At 73.5% G+C, this 16215-nt stretch carries 13 protein-coding genes and 1 pseudogene; 4 read left to right on the top strand and 10 right to left on the bottom strand.

Annotated features, from left to right (window positions below):
• Nucleotides 1-2 precede the first annotated feature (2 nt).
• The 3 genes and pseudogenes from N8I84_RS32570 to N8I84_RS32560 form a co-directional block, all read right to left on the bottom strand.
• Nucleotides 3-748 (bottom strand): annotated as a pseudogene (locus tag N8I84_RS32570) (class I SAM-dependent methyltransferase).
• A 13-nt stretch (nucleotides 749-761) separates the two neighbouring features.
• Nucleotides 762-1067: a 4a-hydroxytetrahydrobiopterin dehydratase gene (locus N8I84_RS32565; RefSeq protein ID WP_263232987.1), complete on the bottom strand. Its 306-nt coding sequence runs from the start codon at nucleotides 1065-1067 to the stop codon at nucleotides 762-764.
• A 108-nt stretch (nucleotides 1068-1175) separates the two neighbouring features.
• The gene (locus N8I84_RS32560; protein WP_263232986.1) at nucleotides 1176-2240 is read right to left on the bottom strand and encodes an ADP-ribosylglycohydrolase family protein; all 1065 of its coding nucleotides are present in this window, start codon (nucleotides 2238-2240) and stop codon (nucleotides 1176-1178) included.
• A 28-nt stretch (nucleotides 2241-2268) separates the two neighbouring features.
• On the opposite strand from N8I84_RS32560, the gene N8I84_RS32555 reads away from it, so the two are divergent.
• Both N8I84_RS32555 and N8I84_RS32550 read left to right on the top strand, forming a co-directional pair.
• Nucleotides 2269-3111 (top strand): helix-turn-helix domain-containing protein, encoded by an 843-nt coding sequence (locus N8I84_RS32555; protein WP_263232985.1) that lies wholly within the window; start codon nucleotides 2269-2271, stop codon nucleotides 3109-3111.
• A 121-nt stretch (nucleotides 3112-3232) separates the two neighbouring features.
• Nucleotides 3233-4096: a helix-turn-helix domain-containing protein gene (locus N8I84_RS32550; RefSeq protein WP_263232984.1), complete on the top strand. Its 864-nt coding sequence runs from the start codon at nucleotides 3233-3235 to the stop codon at nucleotides 4094-4096.
• A 43-nt stretch (nucleotides 4097-4139) separates the two neighbouring features.
• Here N8I84_RS32550 and N8I84_RS32545 read toward each other — a convergent pair whose 3' ends face one another.
• The 5 genes from N8I84_RS32545 to N8I84_RS32525 form a co-directional block, all read right to left on the bottom strand.
• Nucleotides 4140-6857, bottom strand: a complete 2718-nt coding sequence (locus N8I84_RS32545) for a SpoIIE family protein phosphatase/ATP-binding protein (protein WP_263234953.1) — start codon at nucleotides 6855-6857, stop codon at nucleotides 4140-4142.
• A gap of 353 nt (nucleotides 6858-7210) precedes the next feature.
• Complete coding sequence (gene dnaK / locus N8I84_RS32540) at nucleotides 7211-9073, bottom strand: molecular chaperone DnaK (RefSeq protein ID WP_263232983.1); 1863 nt, start codon at nucleotides 9071-9073, stop codon at nucleotides 7211-7213.
• A gap of 161 nt (nucleotides 9074-9234) precedes the next feature.
• The gene (locus N8I84_RS32535; RefSeq protein ID WP_263232982.1) at nucleotides 9235-9660 is read right to left on the bottom strand and encodes an OsmC family protein; all 426 of its coding nucleotides are present in this window, start codon (nucleotides 9658-9660) and stop codon (nucleotides 9235-9237) included.
• Between the two features lie 107 nt (nucleotides 9661-9767).
• Entirely contained in the window at nucleotides 9768-11852 is a 2085-nt protein-coding gene (locus N8I84_RS32530; RefSeq protein ID WP_263232980.1) for an alkaline phosphatase family protein, read from the bottom strand.
• A gap of 78 nt (nucleotides 11853-11930) precedes the next feature.
• The gene (locus tag N8I84_RS32525) at nucleotides 11931-12383 is read right to left on the bottom strand and encodes a hypothetical protein (protein ID WP_263232979.1); all 453 of its coding nucleotides are present in this window, start codon (nucleotides 12381-12383) and stop codon (nucleotides 11931-11933) included.
• A gap of 85 nt (nucleotides 12384-12468) precedes the next feature.
• Here N8I84_RS32525 and N8I84_RS32520 point away from each other — a divergent pair, with 85 nt between their 5' ends.
• Both N8I84_RS32520 and N8I84_RS32515 read left to right on the top strand, forming a co-directional pair.
• Nucleotides 12469-13242 (top strand): MBL fold metallo-hydrolase, encoded by a 774-nt coding sequence (locus N8I84_RS32520; RefSeq protein WP_263232978.1) that lies wholly within the window; start codon nucleotides 12469-12471, stop codon nucleotides 13240-13242.
• The gene (locus N8I84_RS32515; protein WP_263232976.1) at nucleotides 13242-13865 is read left to right on the top strand and encodes a DedA family protein; all 624 of its coding nucleotides are present in this window, start codon (nucleotides 13242-13244) and stop codon (nucleotides 13863-13865) included. The genes N8I84_RS32520 and N8I84_RS32515 overlap by 1 nt, the downstream gene beginning before the upstream one ends.
• A 16-nt stretch (nucleotides 13866-13881) precedes the next feature.
• On the opposite strand, the gene N8I84_RS32510 is transcribed toward N8I84_RS32515, so the two are convergent.
• Together N8I84_RS32510 and N8I84_RS32505 are read right to left on the bottom strand one after the other, a co-directional pair.
• On the bottom strand, nucleotides 13882-14958 hold the full coding sequence (locus tag N8I84_RS32510; protein ID WP_263232975.1) for an MBL fold metallo-hydrolase: 1077 nt from the start codon (nucleotides 14956-14958) through the stop codon (nucleotides 13882-13884).
• On the bottom strand, nucleotides 14955-16199 hold the full coding sequence (locus tag N8I84_RS32505) for an aminotransferase class I/II-fold pyridoxal phosphate-dependent enzyme (protein WP_263234952.1): 1245 nt from the start codon (nucleotides 16197-16199) through the stop codon (nucleotides 14955-14957). Before N8I84_RS32505 ends, N8I84_RS32510 begins: the two co-directional genes overlap by 4 nt.
• Between the last annotated feature and the right edge of the window lie 16 nt (nucleotides 16200-16215).

The following is a 16215-nucleotide window of genomic DNA, read 5'->3' as shown; positions in this document are numbered from 1 at the left end:
CGTCAGGGTCCGGTCTTGCGGAACGCCCGCAGGGTGAACACCGGGTCGGGGCGCGGCCGGTCCTGGTCCGGGAGTGCCACGAGTTCGCCGGCGATCCGTCCGGTGAGCGGGTCGTCGGGGGCCAGCGTGACGAACCAGCCGCGGCGCAGGTCCGCCAGGGTGCGGCGGGGGCTGCGGCCCTGGCCGGTCCCGGCGAAGCGGGCCTCGCCGGCCGGGACCAGGCCGCAGGCGGCGGCGTGCGCCGCGACCGCTTCGGCGGCGTCTTCCGCGGGCCGGCGCGGGCGGGGGCGAGCACGGCGTCGATGTCGCTGCCCACATTGTGGGAGGCGGCCTTGTCGACGGTGGTGACGTGGACACCGCCCGGCCGCAGCACCCGGGCGCACTCGGCCAGCACGCTCCGCACCGCGTCGGGACCGTCCAGGAGATGCAGCAGCCACACGCTGGTGACCGCGTCGAACGTCCCGTCCGCGAACGGCAGTCGGCGGCTGTCGGCGAGGACGACGGCACCGGGCAGCCGGCCGACGGCCCGGCACGCCATCCCGTACGCCAGGTCCGCGCCCACGACCCGCAGCCCGGGCCGCGCGGCCGCGAGCCGCCGCGTGACGATGCCCGTGCCGCAGGCCACATCGAGGAGTCGGCCGGCACCCTCGGGTACCAGTGCGAGCACGGCGTCGGCCGCCGCGGCGGCCCGGGGTTCACCGCCGCGCAGGGCGTCGTACTCCGCGGCTTCCTTCTCGTAGTCCAGCACGTGCGGGGACCGCTCAGTGCGCGCCGTGACCGGGCGCCAGTTCCTCGACCCTGCGGGCCAGTTCGAAGTCCCGGTCGGTGACAGCGCCGCCCGCGCTGTGCGTGTTCACCGTGAGGGAGACGGTGTTGTAGCCGAGGGTGAGGTCGGAGTGGTGGTCCAGCTCCTCCTGCACCTGGGCGATGTGCACGACCATCGCGGTCGCCGCGAAGTGCGTGCCGAGCCGGTAGGAGCGGGCGATCCGGTCGCCCTCGAGGGACCAGCCGGGCAGCTCCGCCAGCCGGTCCTCGATCTCCTTCTGCGACAGTGGTTCGACGGGCATGACCTGGCTCCTTCCGTACGACCGACGCGGGGACGGCCCCACCCTGTCACATCCCCTCCGTACGGCCCCGTACGCGCGGCCGTGGCCCTCAGCTGTGCCGCGGGACTCTCAGCGTCCTGCGCACTCCGCGGCGAAGTCGTCCGCCAGGACCGTCGTCTCGGCCCGTCCCTCGACGCGCTCCAGCCACTCGTGCGGCAGCCCGTGGTCGCCGTGGCGGGCGCCGAGGAGGTTGCCGCAGACGGCGCCGATGGAGTCGCTGTCGCCGGAGTGGTTGACGGACAGCAGCAGCGCCTGCCGGACGTCGGGCTCGACGAGGGCGCAGTACACGGCGATGGCCAGGGCCTCCTCGCCGATCCAGCCCCCACCGAGCGTCTGCACCTTCTCCGCGGTCGGCGCACCCTCGGCGGCCAGGTCGAGGGCGCGCCGCAGTGCGGCCGTGGTCTCCTCGTGGCCGGGGTGACGGGCGAGCAGGCGCAGGGCGCGCAGTACGGCGCCCTCCAGGGAGTCGCCCTCCACCAGGTGCGCGACCATCGCGGCGAAGGCGCCCGCGGAGTAGTAACCGGTGGGGTGGCCGTGGGTGGTCTGGGCGCACAGCGCGGCCATCAGGAACGCGGTGTCGCCGGGCACCCGGGCGAGACCGAACGGCGCCGAGCGCATGACCGCGCCACAGCCCTTGGAGTCGGAGTTGACCGGGCCGGGGCGGCCCAGTGCGTCGCCGGGGTCGGGCACGAAGTCCTGGGCGAGGCCTGAGAGGCAGGCGTTGCCGGGGGCGCGGCGCGCGTACAGCCACCCCTGTGCGGCGAGTCCGGCGGCGCCGGCGGGCGGGCCGGGCAGGCGCTGGGTGTCGAACCAGCGGCCGTAGGCGTCCCGTACCAGCCGGGGCCAGCCGCCGCCGATGCCCTTGTGGCGCTCGCGCTCGTGCGCCTGCCGCAGGCCCTCCACCGTGAACAGGGTCATCTGCGTGTCGTCGGTGACGCGGCCCACGGCGCCCTGCCCGTCGGGTACGAGACCGGTGACGCCCTTCGCGCCGTGCGCGGCGCGGATTCGGTCCAGGGAGGCGAATTCGATCGGGTACCCGAGGGCGTCACCGATCGCGCCGCCGAGGAGGGATCCGCGCACCCTGGCCCGGTAGATCGCGGTCGCCTCCCAGGACGGGTTCAGCCGGTCGTCCATGCATCACTCCTCGACTACGGTCATCGGTATGACCATTGTCGCGACCTCACCCGCCGCCCCCTCCCCCACCCCCTCGGAGCAGGGGATCGGTCCGCTGCTGCGCGGGTGGCGGGAGCGGCGGAGGGTCAGTCAGCTGGAACTGGCGCTGCGGGCGGGCTCGTCGGCGCGGCACATCAGCTTCGTCGAGACGGGCCGGTCGCGGCCCAGCGAGGAGATGGTGCTGCGGCTCGCCGAACATCTGGAGGTGCCGGTACGGGAGCGCAACGCGCTGCTGCTGGCGGCGGGTTACGCCCCGCACTACCCGGAGACACCGCTGGACGACCCGTCGATGGAGGCGCTGCGGGCGGGCGTGGAGCGGCTGTTGCAGGGCTACGAGCCCTATCCGGCGCTGGTGGTGGACGCGACGTACGACGTGGTGGCGGCGAACCGGGGGATCGCGATGTTCCTGGAGGGCGTCCCGGACCACCTGCTCACCCCGCCCTTGAACGCGATGCGTCTGACGCTGCATCCGCAGGGCCTGGCGCCGCGGATCCGCAACCTGGTCGAGTGGCGCGGCCACCTGCTCGCGCAGATGGAGCGCCAGATCGCGCTGCAGCGCTCGCCCGCCCTGCGCGCGCTGTACGAGGAGGTGGCGGCGTACCCGGTCCCGGACCGGAGCGAGCCCGCGTCCGGACCGGGCGAGGAGGCGGAGGAGGTCCCGTACTTCGCGCTGCCGATGCGGATCGAACACGAGGGCCGGGTGCTGTCCTTCGTGTCGTCCATCTCCACCTTCAACACCCCGATGGACGTGACGGTCGCGGAACTGGCCATCGAGACGTTCCTGCCGGCGGATCCGGCGACGGTGAAGTACCTCCAGTCGCGAGGAACATGACGGCTCATCGGTAACCGGCGGTACGCCGCCGTCCGTGCACTCGAGTGTTCTCCGACCCCGTGAGACTCACCCGGGAACATGTCACACTGCTCGCGTACTTCGGCGCGTGGGGAGGCGTGGCGTGAGTGAGCGGCGGGCTGCGCCGACCGTCGGGCAGGTGGTGCTCGGCCGGCGGCTTCAGGAGCTGCGGGATGCCGCGGGACTGAAGCGCGAGGAGGCGGCGAAGGTGCTGCGCGTCGCCCCGGCGACCGTGCGGCGCATGGAGACCGCCGAGGTCGCGCTGAAGATCCCGTACGTGCAGGTGCTGCTGACGACGTACGGCGTGCCCGAGGAGGAGATCGCCTCCTTCGTGCGGCTCGCCGAGGAGGCCAACCAACCGGGCTGGTGGCAGCGGTACCACGACGTGCTGCCGGACTGGTTCAGCCTGCACGTCAGTCTGGAGGGCGCCGCCCGCATCATCCGGTCCTACGAGCCGCACTTCGTGCCCGGGCTGCTGCAGACCGAGGACTACGCGCGTGCCGTGCTGGAGGCCGGGACGGTCGGGCAGGGCCGCCCCCAGGACATCGAACGGCATGTGGCGCTGCGGCTGGCCCGGCAGAAGCTGCTCACCGGGGAGAATCCGCCCCACCTGTGGGTGATCATGGACGAGACGGTGCTGCGGCGCCCGGTCAGCATCCGCTCCCAGGTGATGCGCGACCAGCTCGGCCACCTCCTGGAGGCCTCCGAGAACCCGGCGATCACGCTGCAGGTGGCCGAGTACGACTCCGGCCCGCACCCGGGGACGTACACGCCGTTCGTGCTGTTCCGCTTCGCGGAGCCGGAGCTGCCCGACATGGTCTACAGCGAGTACCTGACCGGCGCCCTCTACCTCGACTCGCGCACCGAGGTGGCCCTGCACCTGGAGGTCCTGGACCACATGTCGGCGAAGGCGGCCTCCGTGACGCGCACGCGGGAGATCCTGCGGGAGTACCGCGACAGGTTCTGAGCCGGCACCGCCCGAGGCGCCACCGCCCCGCCCGGCGGCCCGGTCACGGCAGTTCCTCCGCCCACATGTCCAGCAGGTCCGCGTCCGAGTCGGGCGCTGTCCGCGCGGGGGTCCCGCCGGCTCCGGGGAGCGCCTGCTCGGCCCAGATGACCTTGCCCTGGGGCGTGTAGCGGGTGCCCCAGCGCTCGGTCATCCGCGACACCAGGAACAGACCCCGGCCTCCCTCGTCGGTCGTCGCCGCGTACCGCAGGTGCGGTGAGGTGCTGCTGCCGTCGGCCACCTCGCAGACCAGCGTCCTGCCGTCGTGGATCAGTCGCACCCGGATCGGCGGGGAGCCGTAGCGGATGGCGTTGGTGACGAGTTCGCTCAGGACGAGTTCCATGCCGAAGCCGAGTTCGGCAAGGCCCCACTCGTCGAGCTTGCGGGACAGGGCGACGCGCATCCCGGCGACGGCGGACGGGTCGGGCGGCACGTCCCAGTCGGCGATCCGGTCGGCCGGCAGCGCCCGGGTACGGGCGATGAGCAGAGCGACGTCGTCCTTGGGCCGTCCGGGCAGCATCTGGTCCAGCACGGCCTGGCAGCTCTCCTCGGGCGAGCGCCCGGGGTGGCCGGCGAGCACGGCGCCCAGCATCTCCATGCCCACGTCCAGGTCGCGGGTGCGGTCCTCGATGAGGCCGTCGGTGTAGAGCACGATCTGGGTGCCCTCGGGGAGTTCCAGCTCGGCCGTCTGGAAGGGCATGCTGCCGAGGCCGAGCGGGGGTCCGGCCGGCAGATCGGGGAAGGTGACGTCACCGTCGGGGTGCACCAGCGCGGGCGCCAGGTGTCCGGCGCGTGCCATGGCGACGCGGCGCGCGACGGGGTCGTAGACGGCGTAGAGGCAGGTGGCGCCCATGATGCCCGCGGCCGTCTCGCTGCCCGCCTCGTCCTGGTCGATGCGGCCGACCAGGTCGTCGAGATGGCTGAGCAGCTCGTCGGGCGGCAGGTCGAGGGAGGAGAAGTTGTGCACCGCGGTCCGCAGCCGTCCCATCGTCGCGGCGGCGTGCAGTCCGTGACCGACCACGTCGCCGACGACCAGCGCCACCCGGCTCCCGGGCAGCGGGATCACGTCGAACCAGTCGCCGCTCACGCCCGACTGGGCGGGCACGTAGCGGTAACCGACCTCGAGGGCGCTCTGCTCGGGCAGGGCCCTCGGCAGCAGGCTCCGCTGCAGGGTGACCGCCAGGGTGTGCTCGCGGGTGTAGCGGCGGGCGTTGTCGATGCTGACCGCGGCCCGGGCCACCAGCTCCTCCGCCAGTGACAGGTCCTCCTCGTCGAAGGGCTTCTGCTGGGTGGAGCGCCAGAAGTTGGCCATGCCGAGGACGACACCGCGGGCCTGGATCGGGGCGGCTATGAGGGAGTGGATGCCGTAGTCCACGACCTCCCTGGTGCGCTCCGGGTCCTGCGCGTGCCAGCCCGCGGCGGTCGCCAGGTCGGTCACCAGCTCTGCGCGGCCGGTGCCGAAGCCGCGTGCCTGGGGCGTGGAGGGCACGAAGTCGAGCAGCCGGCCCCTCTCGTAGAGCGGGTGGTCGTCCCGCACGCCGCGCACGGCGGTGCGGCGCATGTCCGTGGCCGTGGGGCCCGGCTCCTCGCCGTGCAGCACGGCGTCGGCCAGGTCCACGGTGACGAAGTCCGCGAAGCGGGGGACGGCGACCTGGGCCAGCTCGTCGGCGGTGCGGACCACGTCGAGTGTGGTGCCGACGCCCAGTCCGGCGTCGTAGAGCAGCTTCAGCCGCTCCCGCGCGACCTCCGCCCTGCCGGACACCGCCTGGAGCTCGGTGGAGTCGCGCAGGGTCACCACCGTGCCCTTCGGGCCTCCGTCACGGTCGGTGGGCCGCTGGTTGACCGCCAGCAGCCGTTCCCCGGCGAAGACCACCTCGTCGGTCGCCTCGCGCCCGGAGACCAGCAGCGCCACCGTCGCGGGGTCGAGGGCCGCCAGGTCCGGCACGTGCTGTCCCTCGGCGTCCAGGGGCAGTCCCAGCAGCCGCCTGGCCTCGTCGTTGGCCAGCAGCAGCCGCCCGTCGCCCCCGATGATGAGGACTCCTTCGCGCACCGAGTGCAGCACCGCGTCGTGGTGCTCGTACATGCGGGTCATCTCGTCCGGGGCCAGGCTGTGGGTCTGCCGTCGCAGCCGCCTGCCGACCAGTGCCGTGCCGCCGGTGGTCACCAGGAGCGCGCCGGCTCCGGCGCCGAAGATGATCGGGAGTTGCCGGTCCACCTCGTTGGTCACGTTCTTGACCTTCAGACCGGCGGAGACGAGGGCCACCACCTTGCCCTGGGGATCGTCGACGGGAACGGTGGCCTGGACTTCCTCGCCGAGCGGGCCGTGGACGCTCTCGGTGTAGACCTTCCCGTCGAGCGACGGGCCGATCGTGCCCACGAACCGGTGGCCGATCCGGCTCGGCAGGGGGTGGGTGTAGCGGATGCCCTTGGTGTTCATGACCACGATGAAGTCGACACCGGCCGACTTGCGCCCCTCCTCGGTGAGGGGCTGGAGCACCTTCGTCGGATCGGGAGTGCGCAGCGCCTCCAGGATGCCCGGAGAGTGCGCGAAGGTCTGCGCGACGGCTATGGAGCGGCGCTTGGCCTCGGAGCCGGTGTCCCGCTTCGACTGGAGCACCAGGGCGACCACGGCGCAGACCACGAGCAGCACGACCAGCGCCACCTGCAGGACGAATACCTGTCCGGCGACGCTTCGTGGACTTTTGCCGATCAAGGACCGCATCGATATGCGCCGAAATCGAGCGGTTCCGCTCGCCATGCGACATTTCTAGCACAGCGTTCCCTGCGGTCCGCCGGGCCGACGGGTTCGCGCCGGATCCCAGGCCGCCGTCAACGGGCCGCACGGCCCGGCCGCCGGGTGCCCCGTCGGGCTCGTACGGCCGCCCCCACCTGTACAAACGCCGGCCCGTCGGGCGATCTCCAGGGCTGTCCCGCCCTCGCCGGATCAGCCCGCGCTCCCCACGAAATCCCCACACCGGGTCGGCCGGAAGATCCTCGCCGCGGATCCGGACGGACGGCGCGGGCGGCACGCGAACCCGCCTGTGCGGCAGGTCGCCGGGAGCCGGGCGGGGGCTCTCAGGCAGCGCCCCCCTTGGCGTCCCTGTCCTCGTCGACGATCTCCGCGTCCACCACGCCCTCTTCGTCCTGCGGTGCCGAGTGCTGCCGGGTGCCTTCCGCGGACGTCTGCTGGGACTGGGCGTACATCGCCTGGCCCATCTTCTGGCTGACCGTGGCGAGCTTGTCCACCCCGGCCCGCAGGGCAGCCGTGTCGGCGCCCTCCTTGAGCAGGTCCTTCAGCTCGGCTACCGCCGCGGTCACCTCGCCCTTCGTGTCCGCCGGCACCCGTTCCCCGTTCTCCCGCAGGAAATTCTCGGTCTGGTAGACGAGCTGCTCCGCCTGGTTGCGCGCCTCCGCCACCTCCCGGCGCCTGCGGTCCTCGTCGGCGTACTGCTCCGCGTCCCGCATCATCCGGTCGATCTCGTCCTTGGGGAGCGCCGAGCCGCCGGTCACCGTCATTTTTTGTTCCCGGCCCGTCGCCAGGTCCTTCGCCGAGACGTGCATGATCCCGTTGGCGTCGATGTCGAAGGTCACCTCGATCTGCGGCACCCCGCGCGGCGCCGGCGGCAGCCCGGTCAGGTCGAAGACGCCGAGCTTCTTGTTGTACGCGGCGATCTCCCGCTCACCCTGGTAGACCTGGATGCCGACCGAGGGCTGGTTGTCCTCGGCGGTCGAGAAGATCTCCGAACGCTTCGTGGGGATCGTCGTGTTGCGTTCGATCAGCTTGGTCATGATGCCGCCCTTGGTCTCGATGCCGAGGGACAGCGGGGTCACGTCGAGCAGCAGCACGTCCTTGACGTCGCCGCGCAGGACACCGGCCTGGAGGGCCGCGCCGACGGCCACGACCTCGTCCGGGTTGACGCCCTTGTGCGGGTCCTTGCCGGTGAGTTCCCGCACCAGGTCGGTGACGGCGGGCATCCGGGTGGAGCCGCCGACGAGGATCACGTGGTCGATCGCGGAGAGCTCCACGCCCGCGTCCCGGACCGCCTGGTGGAAGGGCGTCCGGCAGCGGTCCAGCAGCTCTGCCGTCAGCTCCTGGAACTGCGCGCGGGTCAGCCTCTCCTCCAGGTGCAGCGGACCCTCGGCGGAGGCGGTGATGTAGGGCAGGTTGACGGTCGTCTCGGTGGAGCTGGACAGCTCGATCTTGGCCTTCTCCGCGGCCTCCCGCAGCCGCTGAAGCGCCATCTTGTCGGCACCGAGGTCGATGCCGTACTGGCCCTTGAACCGCTTCACCAGATGGTCGACGACCCGCTGGTCCCAGTCGTCGCCGCCGAGGTGGGTGTCCCCGTTGGTGGCCTTGACCTCGATCACTCCGTCGCCGATCTCCAGCAGGGAGACGTCGAAGGTGCCGCCGCCGAGGTCGAAGACGAGGACGGTCTGCTCCTCGCCGCGGTCGAGCCCGTACGCGAGGGCCGCCGCCGTCGGCTCGTTGATGATCCGCAGGACCTTCAGCCCCGCGATCTCCCCGGCCTCCTTGGTGGCCTGCCGCTGGGCGTCGTCGAAGTAGGCGGGCACGGTGATCACGGCATCCGTGACGTCCTCGCCCAGATACGCCTCGGCGTCCCGCTTCAGCTTCTGCAGGACGCGCGCGGACAGCTCCTGCGCCCGGAAGCGGGTGCCGTCCACGGAGCCCTGCTCCGGGAAACGCCAGTGCGCGTCGCCCATGTGCCGCTTCACCGAGCGCGCGGTGCGCTCGACGTTCGTCACGGCCTGCCGCTTGGCGACCTCGCCGACGAGCACCTCGCCGTTCTTGGCGAAGGCCACCACCGACGGTGTGGTCCGCGCGCCCTCGGCGTTGCTGATGACGGTGGGCTCACCACCCTCGAGGACGGCCACCACCGAGTTCGTCGTCCCCAGATCGATCCCGACCGCACGTGTCATCGCCGTCCCCTTCCGCAGGGCGCTTCCCGTTCTCCATCACAAATCTTGAGTGGCCCCGCGTCAATGTGCGCGCCGGAGCTCTCCATGTGATGCCGGGTACCCGGAAACGACGGTGCCGCGCCCCCTCGGCGGGAAGCGCGGCACCTTCGGGAACGTGGGGCTCAGGCGAGCTTGGCGTCCAGCGTGATCGTCGTGCCGGCCAGGGCCTGGCTGACCGGGCAGTTCTTCTTGGCGTCCTCGGCGGCGGCGACGAACGCGTCGTTGTCGATACCGGGGACGGTGCCCTCGACGGTGAGGTGGATGCCCGTGATGCCCTCACCCGGCTGGAAGGTCACGTCGGCCTTCGTCTCGAGCTTGGTGGGCGGGGTGCCGGCGCCGGCCAGGCCGTGCGACAGCGCCATGGAGAAGCAGCTGGAGTGGGCGGCGGCGATCAGCTCCTCGGGGCTGGTCTTGCCGTTCGCGTCCTGGGAGCGCGAGGCCCACGTGACCGGCTGCTGGGCGATGCCGGAGGAGTCGAAGGTGACGACGCCGTTGCCCTCGAGCAGGTTGCCTTCCCAGACGGTGTGAGCGGTGCGCGTGGTTGCCACGGTTCTTCCTTTCGATGGGGTCCCGATGCCGGGTTCCGTGGCTCCCATCCGATCACATCCGGCCCCCGCGAACCCAGTTCCCCGCCGCGTCGGCGTCCGTCCCGTCGTCAGGCGGCGCGTTCGTCCTCCTCCTCGGCGGCGGCCAGCGGCACTTGGGGGCCGTCGCACTCGTACAGCCAGCGGCGGAAGACCTGGTGGACCTGCTCGGCGCCGACCAGTTCGGTGCCCTCCTCGGCCGGGGCGGACAGGTCCACCGGCCACAGCAGGAAGGGCCGGCCCTGGGCACCGCCGAGCCCGCCGTGCGAACCGATCTGCTCCTCGAACGCCAGGACTTCGCCCTCCTCCGGGTCGTACCAGGAGTTGACCATGATGTCGGGGGCGTGCGGGAAGGAGTGCGTGCGGCGCACGGCGTCGGCGGCACCCGGCCCGAAGCCGGCGAGCGGGCCGGTCTCGTCGGCGAGCCGGTCCACCGGGATCTCGGCGCCGAACGCGCCCAGCACCACCCCGCCGTGCTCCTCGCTGCGGACCAGGAGGAAACCGACGCCGGGATGGTTGGCGAGCGTCGACAGCAGCGCGGGGTGCCGGCGGTCGATCTCCTCCTTGCTCATCCGGTGCGGCACGTCGGGGAAGGAGACGAGCCCGAGGTTCCCGGAGGCGAGCACGATGGGCTCCGAGTGGCGGCGGGCGGCCCTGTGGTGCTCGGTCTTCTCCTCGACGGGCCGGCGCAGCGCGGCGCGTACGGCGGCACGAGCCTCGGCCCCGCTGTGAGTACGCTCCACCTTGCGCGGCACGTGCAGCCCGCAGCCGGCCCGCACCAGGTCGGCGAGGCCGAGCCCGTACCGGGTGCGGAAGGTCTCGCCCGGACTCTGTCCGTGGTCGGACAGGACGACGATCCGGTACGGGCGCGGAGCGTGCTCGGCGACCTGCGCGAGCAGCGCGAGCGAGCGGTCGAGCCGGTGCAGGACCTTCTCGGCGTCGCGGCTGTGCGGTCCCGAGTGGTGGGCCACCTCGTCGTAGGCCACCAGGTCCGCGTAGACGGCGCTGCGTCCGGCGAGCATGTCGCCGATCACCGCGGCGACGACCACGTCCCGTTCGACGACGGTGGCGAAGGCCCGCACGAAGGGGTACAGGCCGCCGCGGCCCACACGCGGTCGCTGTCGCTTCAGCCGGGCCCGGGTGGACTGGCCGATCTCGCGGGCGACCTCGGCGGCGAACGACATGGCGGTGCGGACGGCATTGGCCGGGTCGCTGAAGTACGCGAAGTAGCCGGCGCGTGAGCGGTTCTCCCTGCCTCGCCGGGCGGAGACGGACAGCACCAGGGCGAGCTGGTCGGCACCACCGCTGAACAGGTTGCCGCGGCTCGCGCCGTCGACGGTGAGCAGGCCGCCGTCGCCGGTCCGCTCGACGGCGCGGCGCTGGAGTTCCGCGGCGCTCGTCGGACGGTTGCACACGACGACCTCGCGGGTCTCCTTCTCGTACCAGCGGAACGCGGGGACGTCGTGGTTGGAGCCGTGCAGGATGCCGAGTTGGCTGGCGCCGGTCTGGCTGGACCAGTCGGTGCGCCAGGCGGTGAGCCGGTGGCTGGGGCCGCCGTCGCGCGGGCCGAGCCAGGAGGCGACGGTGGGCATCAGGCCCTCGGCCACGGCCGCCCGCAGCACGTCGTGTCCGACGCCGTCGAGCTGGACGAAGACCGCGCCCGGGGTGACACGGCCGGAGTGTCCGTCGCCGCGTCTGCGGCGGCGGTCGGCGAGCCGGTACAGCCTTCTGCGGTACGCGTCGTCGTCCCGTACGGCGAGGGCGGCACCGGTGGCCGAGGCGACGGCGGACATCGCGGCGGCGACCACCACCGCGGTCTCGGGGGCGGCCTCCGCGTCGCCGGAGGGGTTGACGCGGAGGGCGACGAGCAGGAGGGAGCCGTTGAGGAAGAAGACGAGGAGGCCGAGGACGAGGGCGGGGACGAGCAGCAGGAGCCGTACCAGCAGGGGCCACACCAGGGACGACAGCAGACCGAAGACACCGGCGCCGGCGGCGGCCGTGACGGCTATGCGGGTCGTGCTGTCGCCGCCGGGGGACTGCAGCCGGAAGTCGGGCAGGACGGCGGCGAGGACGAGCATGGTGCCGGTGGAGGCGGCCCACACGGCGACACTGCGCCCCACACCGCTGAGCAGCTTCCGCCAACGCCCGTGCCCCACGCCCAGCTCACCTCACGTCATGGCCCTGCCGCCCTCTCGGATGCGCCCCCACCTTGTCACAACGCCGGGAGCCCCCCGTCAGCGGCCGTCGTACCCGGCCGTCGGCAGCGACAGGCGGCGGTGGATCCGGGCCTTCATCCCGGCGTCGTACGACGGTTCCGCGCGGCCGACCGTCTCGACGCGGACGCCTCGCCGGGCGCACTCCGCGGTGAACTCGTCCACCGAGGTCAGGGCGCGCTCCAGGACACGGCGGCTGGGGGCCACGAACAGGTCGACCAGACCCGCCTCCACATCCGTCCACAGCGCGCAGTGGTCGGGGCGCAGGCCGCGGACGAGGAGTTCCCGCGTCACCACGTAACCGCGCTCCTCCGCCCAGCGCGCGCACATCGCGTGCTGGCTGCGGGAGTCGACGAGGAAGGGTTCCGCGTCCAGTTCCTCGAGCGGCGTCAGGCTGGCGATCGCCGTGACCCGGACCGTGCCCGGCCGGCCGCGGGCGTCGCGCGCGCCGGCGATGCCGTGCGCCTCTCCCATGGGGTCCCCCCTCACCTCAGGGTTTCCCCGCCGACCCTACCCCTGCCCGTAGGCTCGGGGGGAGTCGCGCGAAGGAGGCAATGGAGTGCCGGTGGAGGTCACGTGGTGGGGTCACGCCACCTGCACGGTCGAGGACTCCGGCGTACGGGTGCTCACCGATCCCCTGTTCGCGCGCCGCCTCGCGCATCTGCGGCGGCGCCGGGGCGCCCCGCCGCCGCCCGAGGCCGCGGTGGCGGACGTGACGCTGGTGTCGCATCTGCACGCCGACCATCTGCACGTGCCGTCGCTGGCCCGTCTGGCCCCGGGCACCCGGGTGCTGGTGCCGCGCGGCGCCTCCGCCCAGGTGCCGGGGCTGCGCAGGCTGGGCCGGCTGCGGCTCACGGAGGTGGCGCCCGGGGACCGGGTACGGATCGGTGACCTGGTCGTACGGGTGGTGCCCGCACGGCACGACGGGCGGCGGCTGCCGGTGGGGCCGCACCGCTCCCCCGCGCTCGGGTTCGTCGTCGAGGGGGAGGCGCGGACGTACTTCGCCGGGGACACCGGTCTGTTCCCGTCGATGGCCGAAGAGGTCGGGCCGGTCGACGTGGCGCTGCTGCCGGTCGGCGGCTGGGGGCCGTACCTCGGCGAGGGGCACCTGGACGCGGGGCGCGCGGCGCAGGCGCTGGCCCGGCTGATGCCGCGCAGCGCGGTGCCGGTGCACTTCGGCACGTACTGGCCGATCGGGATGGACGCCGTGCGCCCCCACGAGTTCCACGCCCCGGGCGCCGAGTTCGCCCGCCTCGCCGCGCGGTACGCGCCGGGCGTCAGGGTGCACCTGCTGTCCCACGGTGAGAGCGTCCGCCCGGAGGTCGCCCGGTGATGTACCTCGCCGCAGCGACCACCCTCGTGCCCACGGAGTCCACGCAACAGGCCGTCGGCTATCCGTCGTTGTTCCTGCTGGTGCTGATCGGGGCGCTGGTGCCGGTCGTGCCGACAGGGGCGCTGGTCAGTTCCGCGGCGGTCGTGGCCTTCCACCGGACCGCGCCCTTCTCGCTCGCGCTGGTCTTCGGCGTCGCGGCGCTCGCGGCCTTCCTCGGGGACGTCGCGCTGTACTGGCTCGGGCGGCGCGGCATGCGGTCGAAGAACGGTTCCCGCTGGCTGGAGAACCTCCGCGGCCGCGCCCCCGAGGACCGGCTCGCCCAGGCGCAGGAGAAGCTGAACGAGCACGGGATCGCGGTGCTCACCCTCTCCCGGCTGGTCCCGGCGGGGCGCATTCCGGTGATGCTCGCCTGCCTGCTGGCCCGTATGCCGCTGCGGGAGTTCGCCCGCGGCGACGCCCCGGCCTGCCTCGCCTGGACCGCCACGTACCAGCTGATCGGCATCGTCGGCGGCTCGCTGTTCCCGAAGCCGTGGGAGGGCGTGGTGGCGGCGATCGTACTGACGGTCGTGATCAGCACGGCACCCGGCCTGTGGCGCCGGATGCGCAGGGCCGCCACCTCATGAGCCCCGGTGGGGCGGCTCAGTGCAGTACCCGTGACGCCCCCACCGGCAGGTCCCACAGGTCGTCGCGGGCCCGTCCCGCCTTCTCCCAGGCCGTCCGCACCCGGGACAGCGGTTCCAGGACCGGCTCCGCCGACAGCACGAACGTGGCCCAGTGCATGGGCGCCATCCGCCGTGCGCCCAGGTCGAGCGTCGCGCGGACCGCCTCCTCCGGGTCGCAGTGGACGTCGCTGAGCCACCAGCGCGGGTCGTACGCGCCGATCGGCATGAGGGCCAGGTCGATCCCCGGATAGCGCTGCCCGATCCGCTCGAACCAGTGCCCGTACCCGGTGTCGCCCGCGAAGTAGACCCGCTGCCCGTCGGGCGCCGTCAGCACCCAGCCGCCCCACAGCGAGCGGCACGTGTCGGTCAGGGTGCGCTTGGACCAGTGGTGGGCGGGCACGAAGTCGAACCGGACACCTCTGACCTCGGCGGCCTCCCACCAGTCCAGCTCGGTGACGCACGTGAACCGCCGGCGGCGGAACCACGCGGCGAGCCCGGCCGGTACGAGCACCGGGGTGTCGCGCGGGAGGCGGCGCAGCGTCGGAGCGTCGAGGTGGTCGTAGTGGTTGTGGCTGATGACGACCGCGTCGACGCGCGGCAGGGCGCCCCAGTCGATGCCGACGGGCGTGATCCGCGCGGGAGTTCCGAGGATGCGCCGCGACCAGACGGGGTCGGTCAGGACCGTCAGCCCGCCGATCCGCACCACCCAACTGGCGTGGCCCGCCCAGGAGACGGCGACCGTGCGCGCGTCGACCCGCGGCAGCGGGCCCGGCTCGTACGGCAGCCGGGGGATGTCCTTCAGACCCTCGGGCCCGGGCCGCACCGCGCCCTCGCGGGCGAAGCGGGCCATGGCCTTCAGGCCGGGCAGCGGAGTGGTCAGCCGGTCCGTGAAGGAGCGCGGCCAGATACGGCGCTCACCGAGCGGGCGGGGCGCCGCGAGCGGCGGCGCCACCAGCGGCGCGGGGTCCTGGCTCAGCAGGGGCGTGGACGCGGGCGCACCGGTGTCCCGGTGTGCCGCAACGGTGCTCGTGGTCGACTCGGACTGCTGCGTCATCGAGGAGGCTCCCATCGCTGAGCGTCGTCGCGGAGATCGGCGAAGACCGATCCCACATGGGTCAACGCGCGTTGTACGTGTGGCAGTTCCAGCGGCTCCGGTGAGGTGAGGCACTGCGCCCCTTCCGCGGCGCTCGCGCCGAGGAGGGGTCCGGTGGACAGACGGACGCGGAGCGCCGCCAGGTCGTCCCCGAAGCGGTGGCCGCCCGGCGCGGGCATGCCGAGCCGGGCGGTGAGGAGGTCCTCGAGTTCCTGCGCGTCACCGACGCCGCGCGCGTCGAGCGCGGAGCGAAGCGGCTCCAGGTCGGCGTAGAGGTGGCGGCCGGCCTGCGGGGGCAGGACGAGCGCGCCCGCGGCGACGACGGCCCGGCGCGCGGCGTCGGCCACGCGCGCGTGGAGCGCGTTGCCGGCGGTGAGGCGCTGGGTGACGTCGGCGGGCTCGTCGAGGGCGTACGCGGCCGCTGCGGCGACCGGGTCGGCGATCCGGGCGCCGAGCGCGGTGAGCACGTCCAGGGCGCGGGCGCGCAGTCCGGCGCCGTCGGGGGTGGCCGGGAAGCGGGCGACGGCCGCGGGCCAGCCGGGCGGCAGGAAGGGCCCGGCGAGGTCGGTGACGACGGTGACCCGGTCCGGCAGCATCTCGGCGGGGCTGAGCAGCACGGTGTCGTGCGGCCGGTGCACGGTGTCGCGCCAGGTCTCGTCGCTGACCAGGTGCAACCCCTCCCCGGCGGCGGCCTCGACGGTCTCGTGCACGAGTTCGGGCGGGGCGACGGTGGCGGTGGGGTCGTCGGCGACGGCGAGCACGAGGAGGCGGGGGTCGCCGCCCTCGGCGCGGATCCTGCGGACGGTCTCCAGGAGGGCGTACGGGTCGGGGACGCCGCCGCACTCCATGGGTGTCGGCACATGGAACACGGACCGCCCCAGCGCCCGGACCTGGGGCGCCCACCAGGCCGGGCAGGGCCGTGGGACGAGGACGTCGCCACCGAGCGCGGCCGTGACGGCGACGAAGATCGCGGGGGCGCCGGGGGCGGCGGCGACGTCGTCGGGCTCGGCGGGCAGTCCGCGCCGCGCGAAGTAGCCGCAGGCGGCGTCGAGGAGGGCGGGTAGACGGGAGGGGCCGGAGCCGTCGCGGTCGGCGGCCTCGGCGAGCGCCGCGGACAGGCCCGGCAGGAGGGGCAGCCCCTGCTCGGGGAAGGGCGGTCCGTAACGGACGGGGCCGTGCCCCTCCGGATCCGTCCGCCGCATGCGTGCCTCCGCGCAG

This window comes from Streptomyces cynarae (assembly GCF_025642135.1).
Lineage (GTDB): Bacteria > Actinomycetota > Actinomycetes > Streptomycetales > Streptomycetaceae > Streptomyces > Streptomyces cynarae.
Note: the sequence above shows the minus strand (reverse complement) of the source record. Positions and strands in the feature narration are given on the sequence as shown.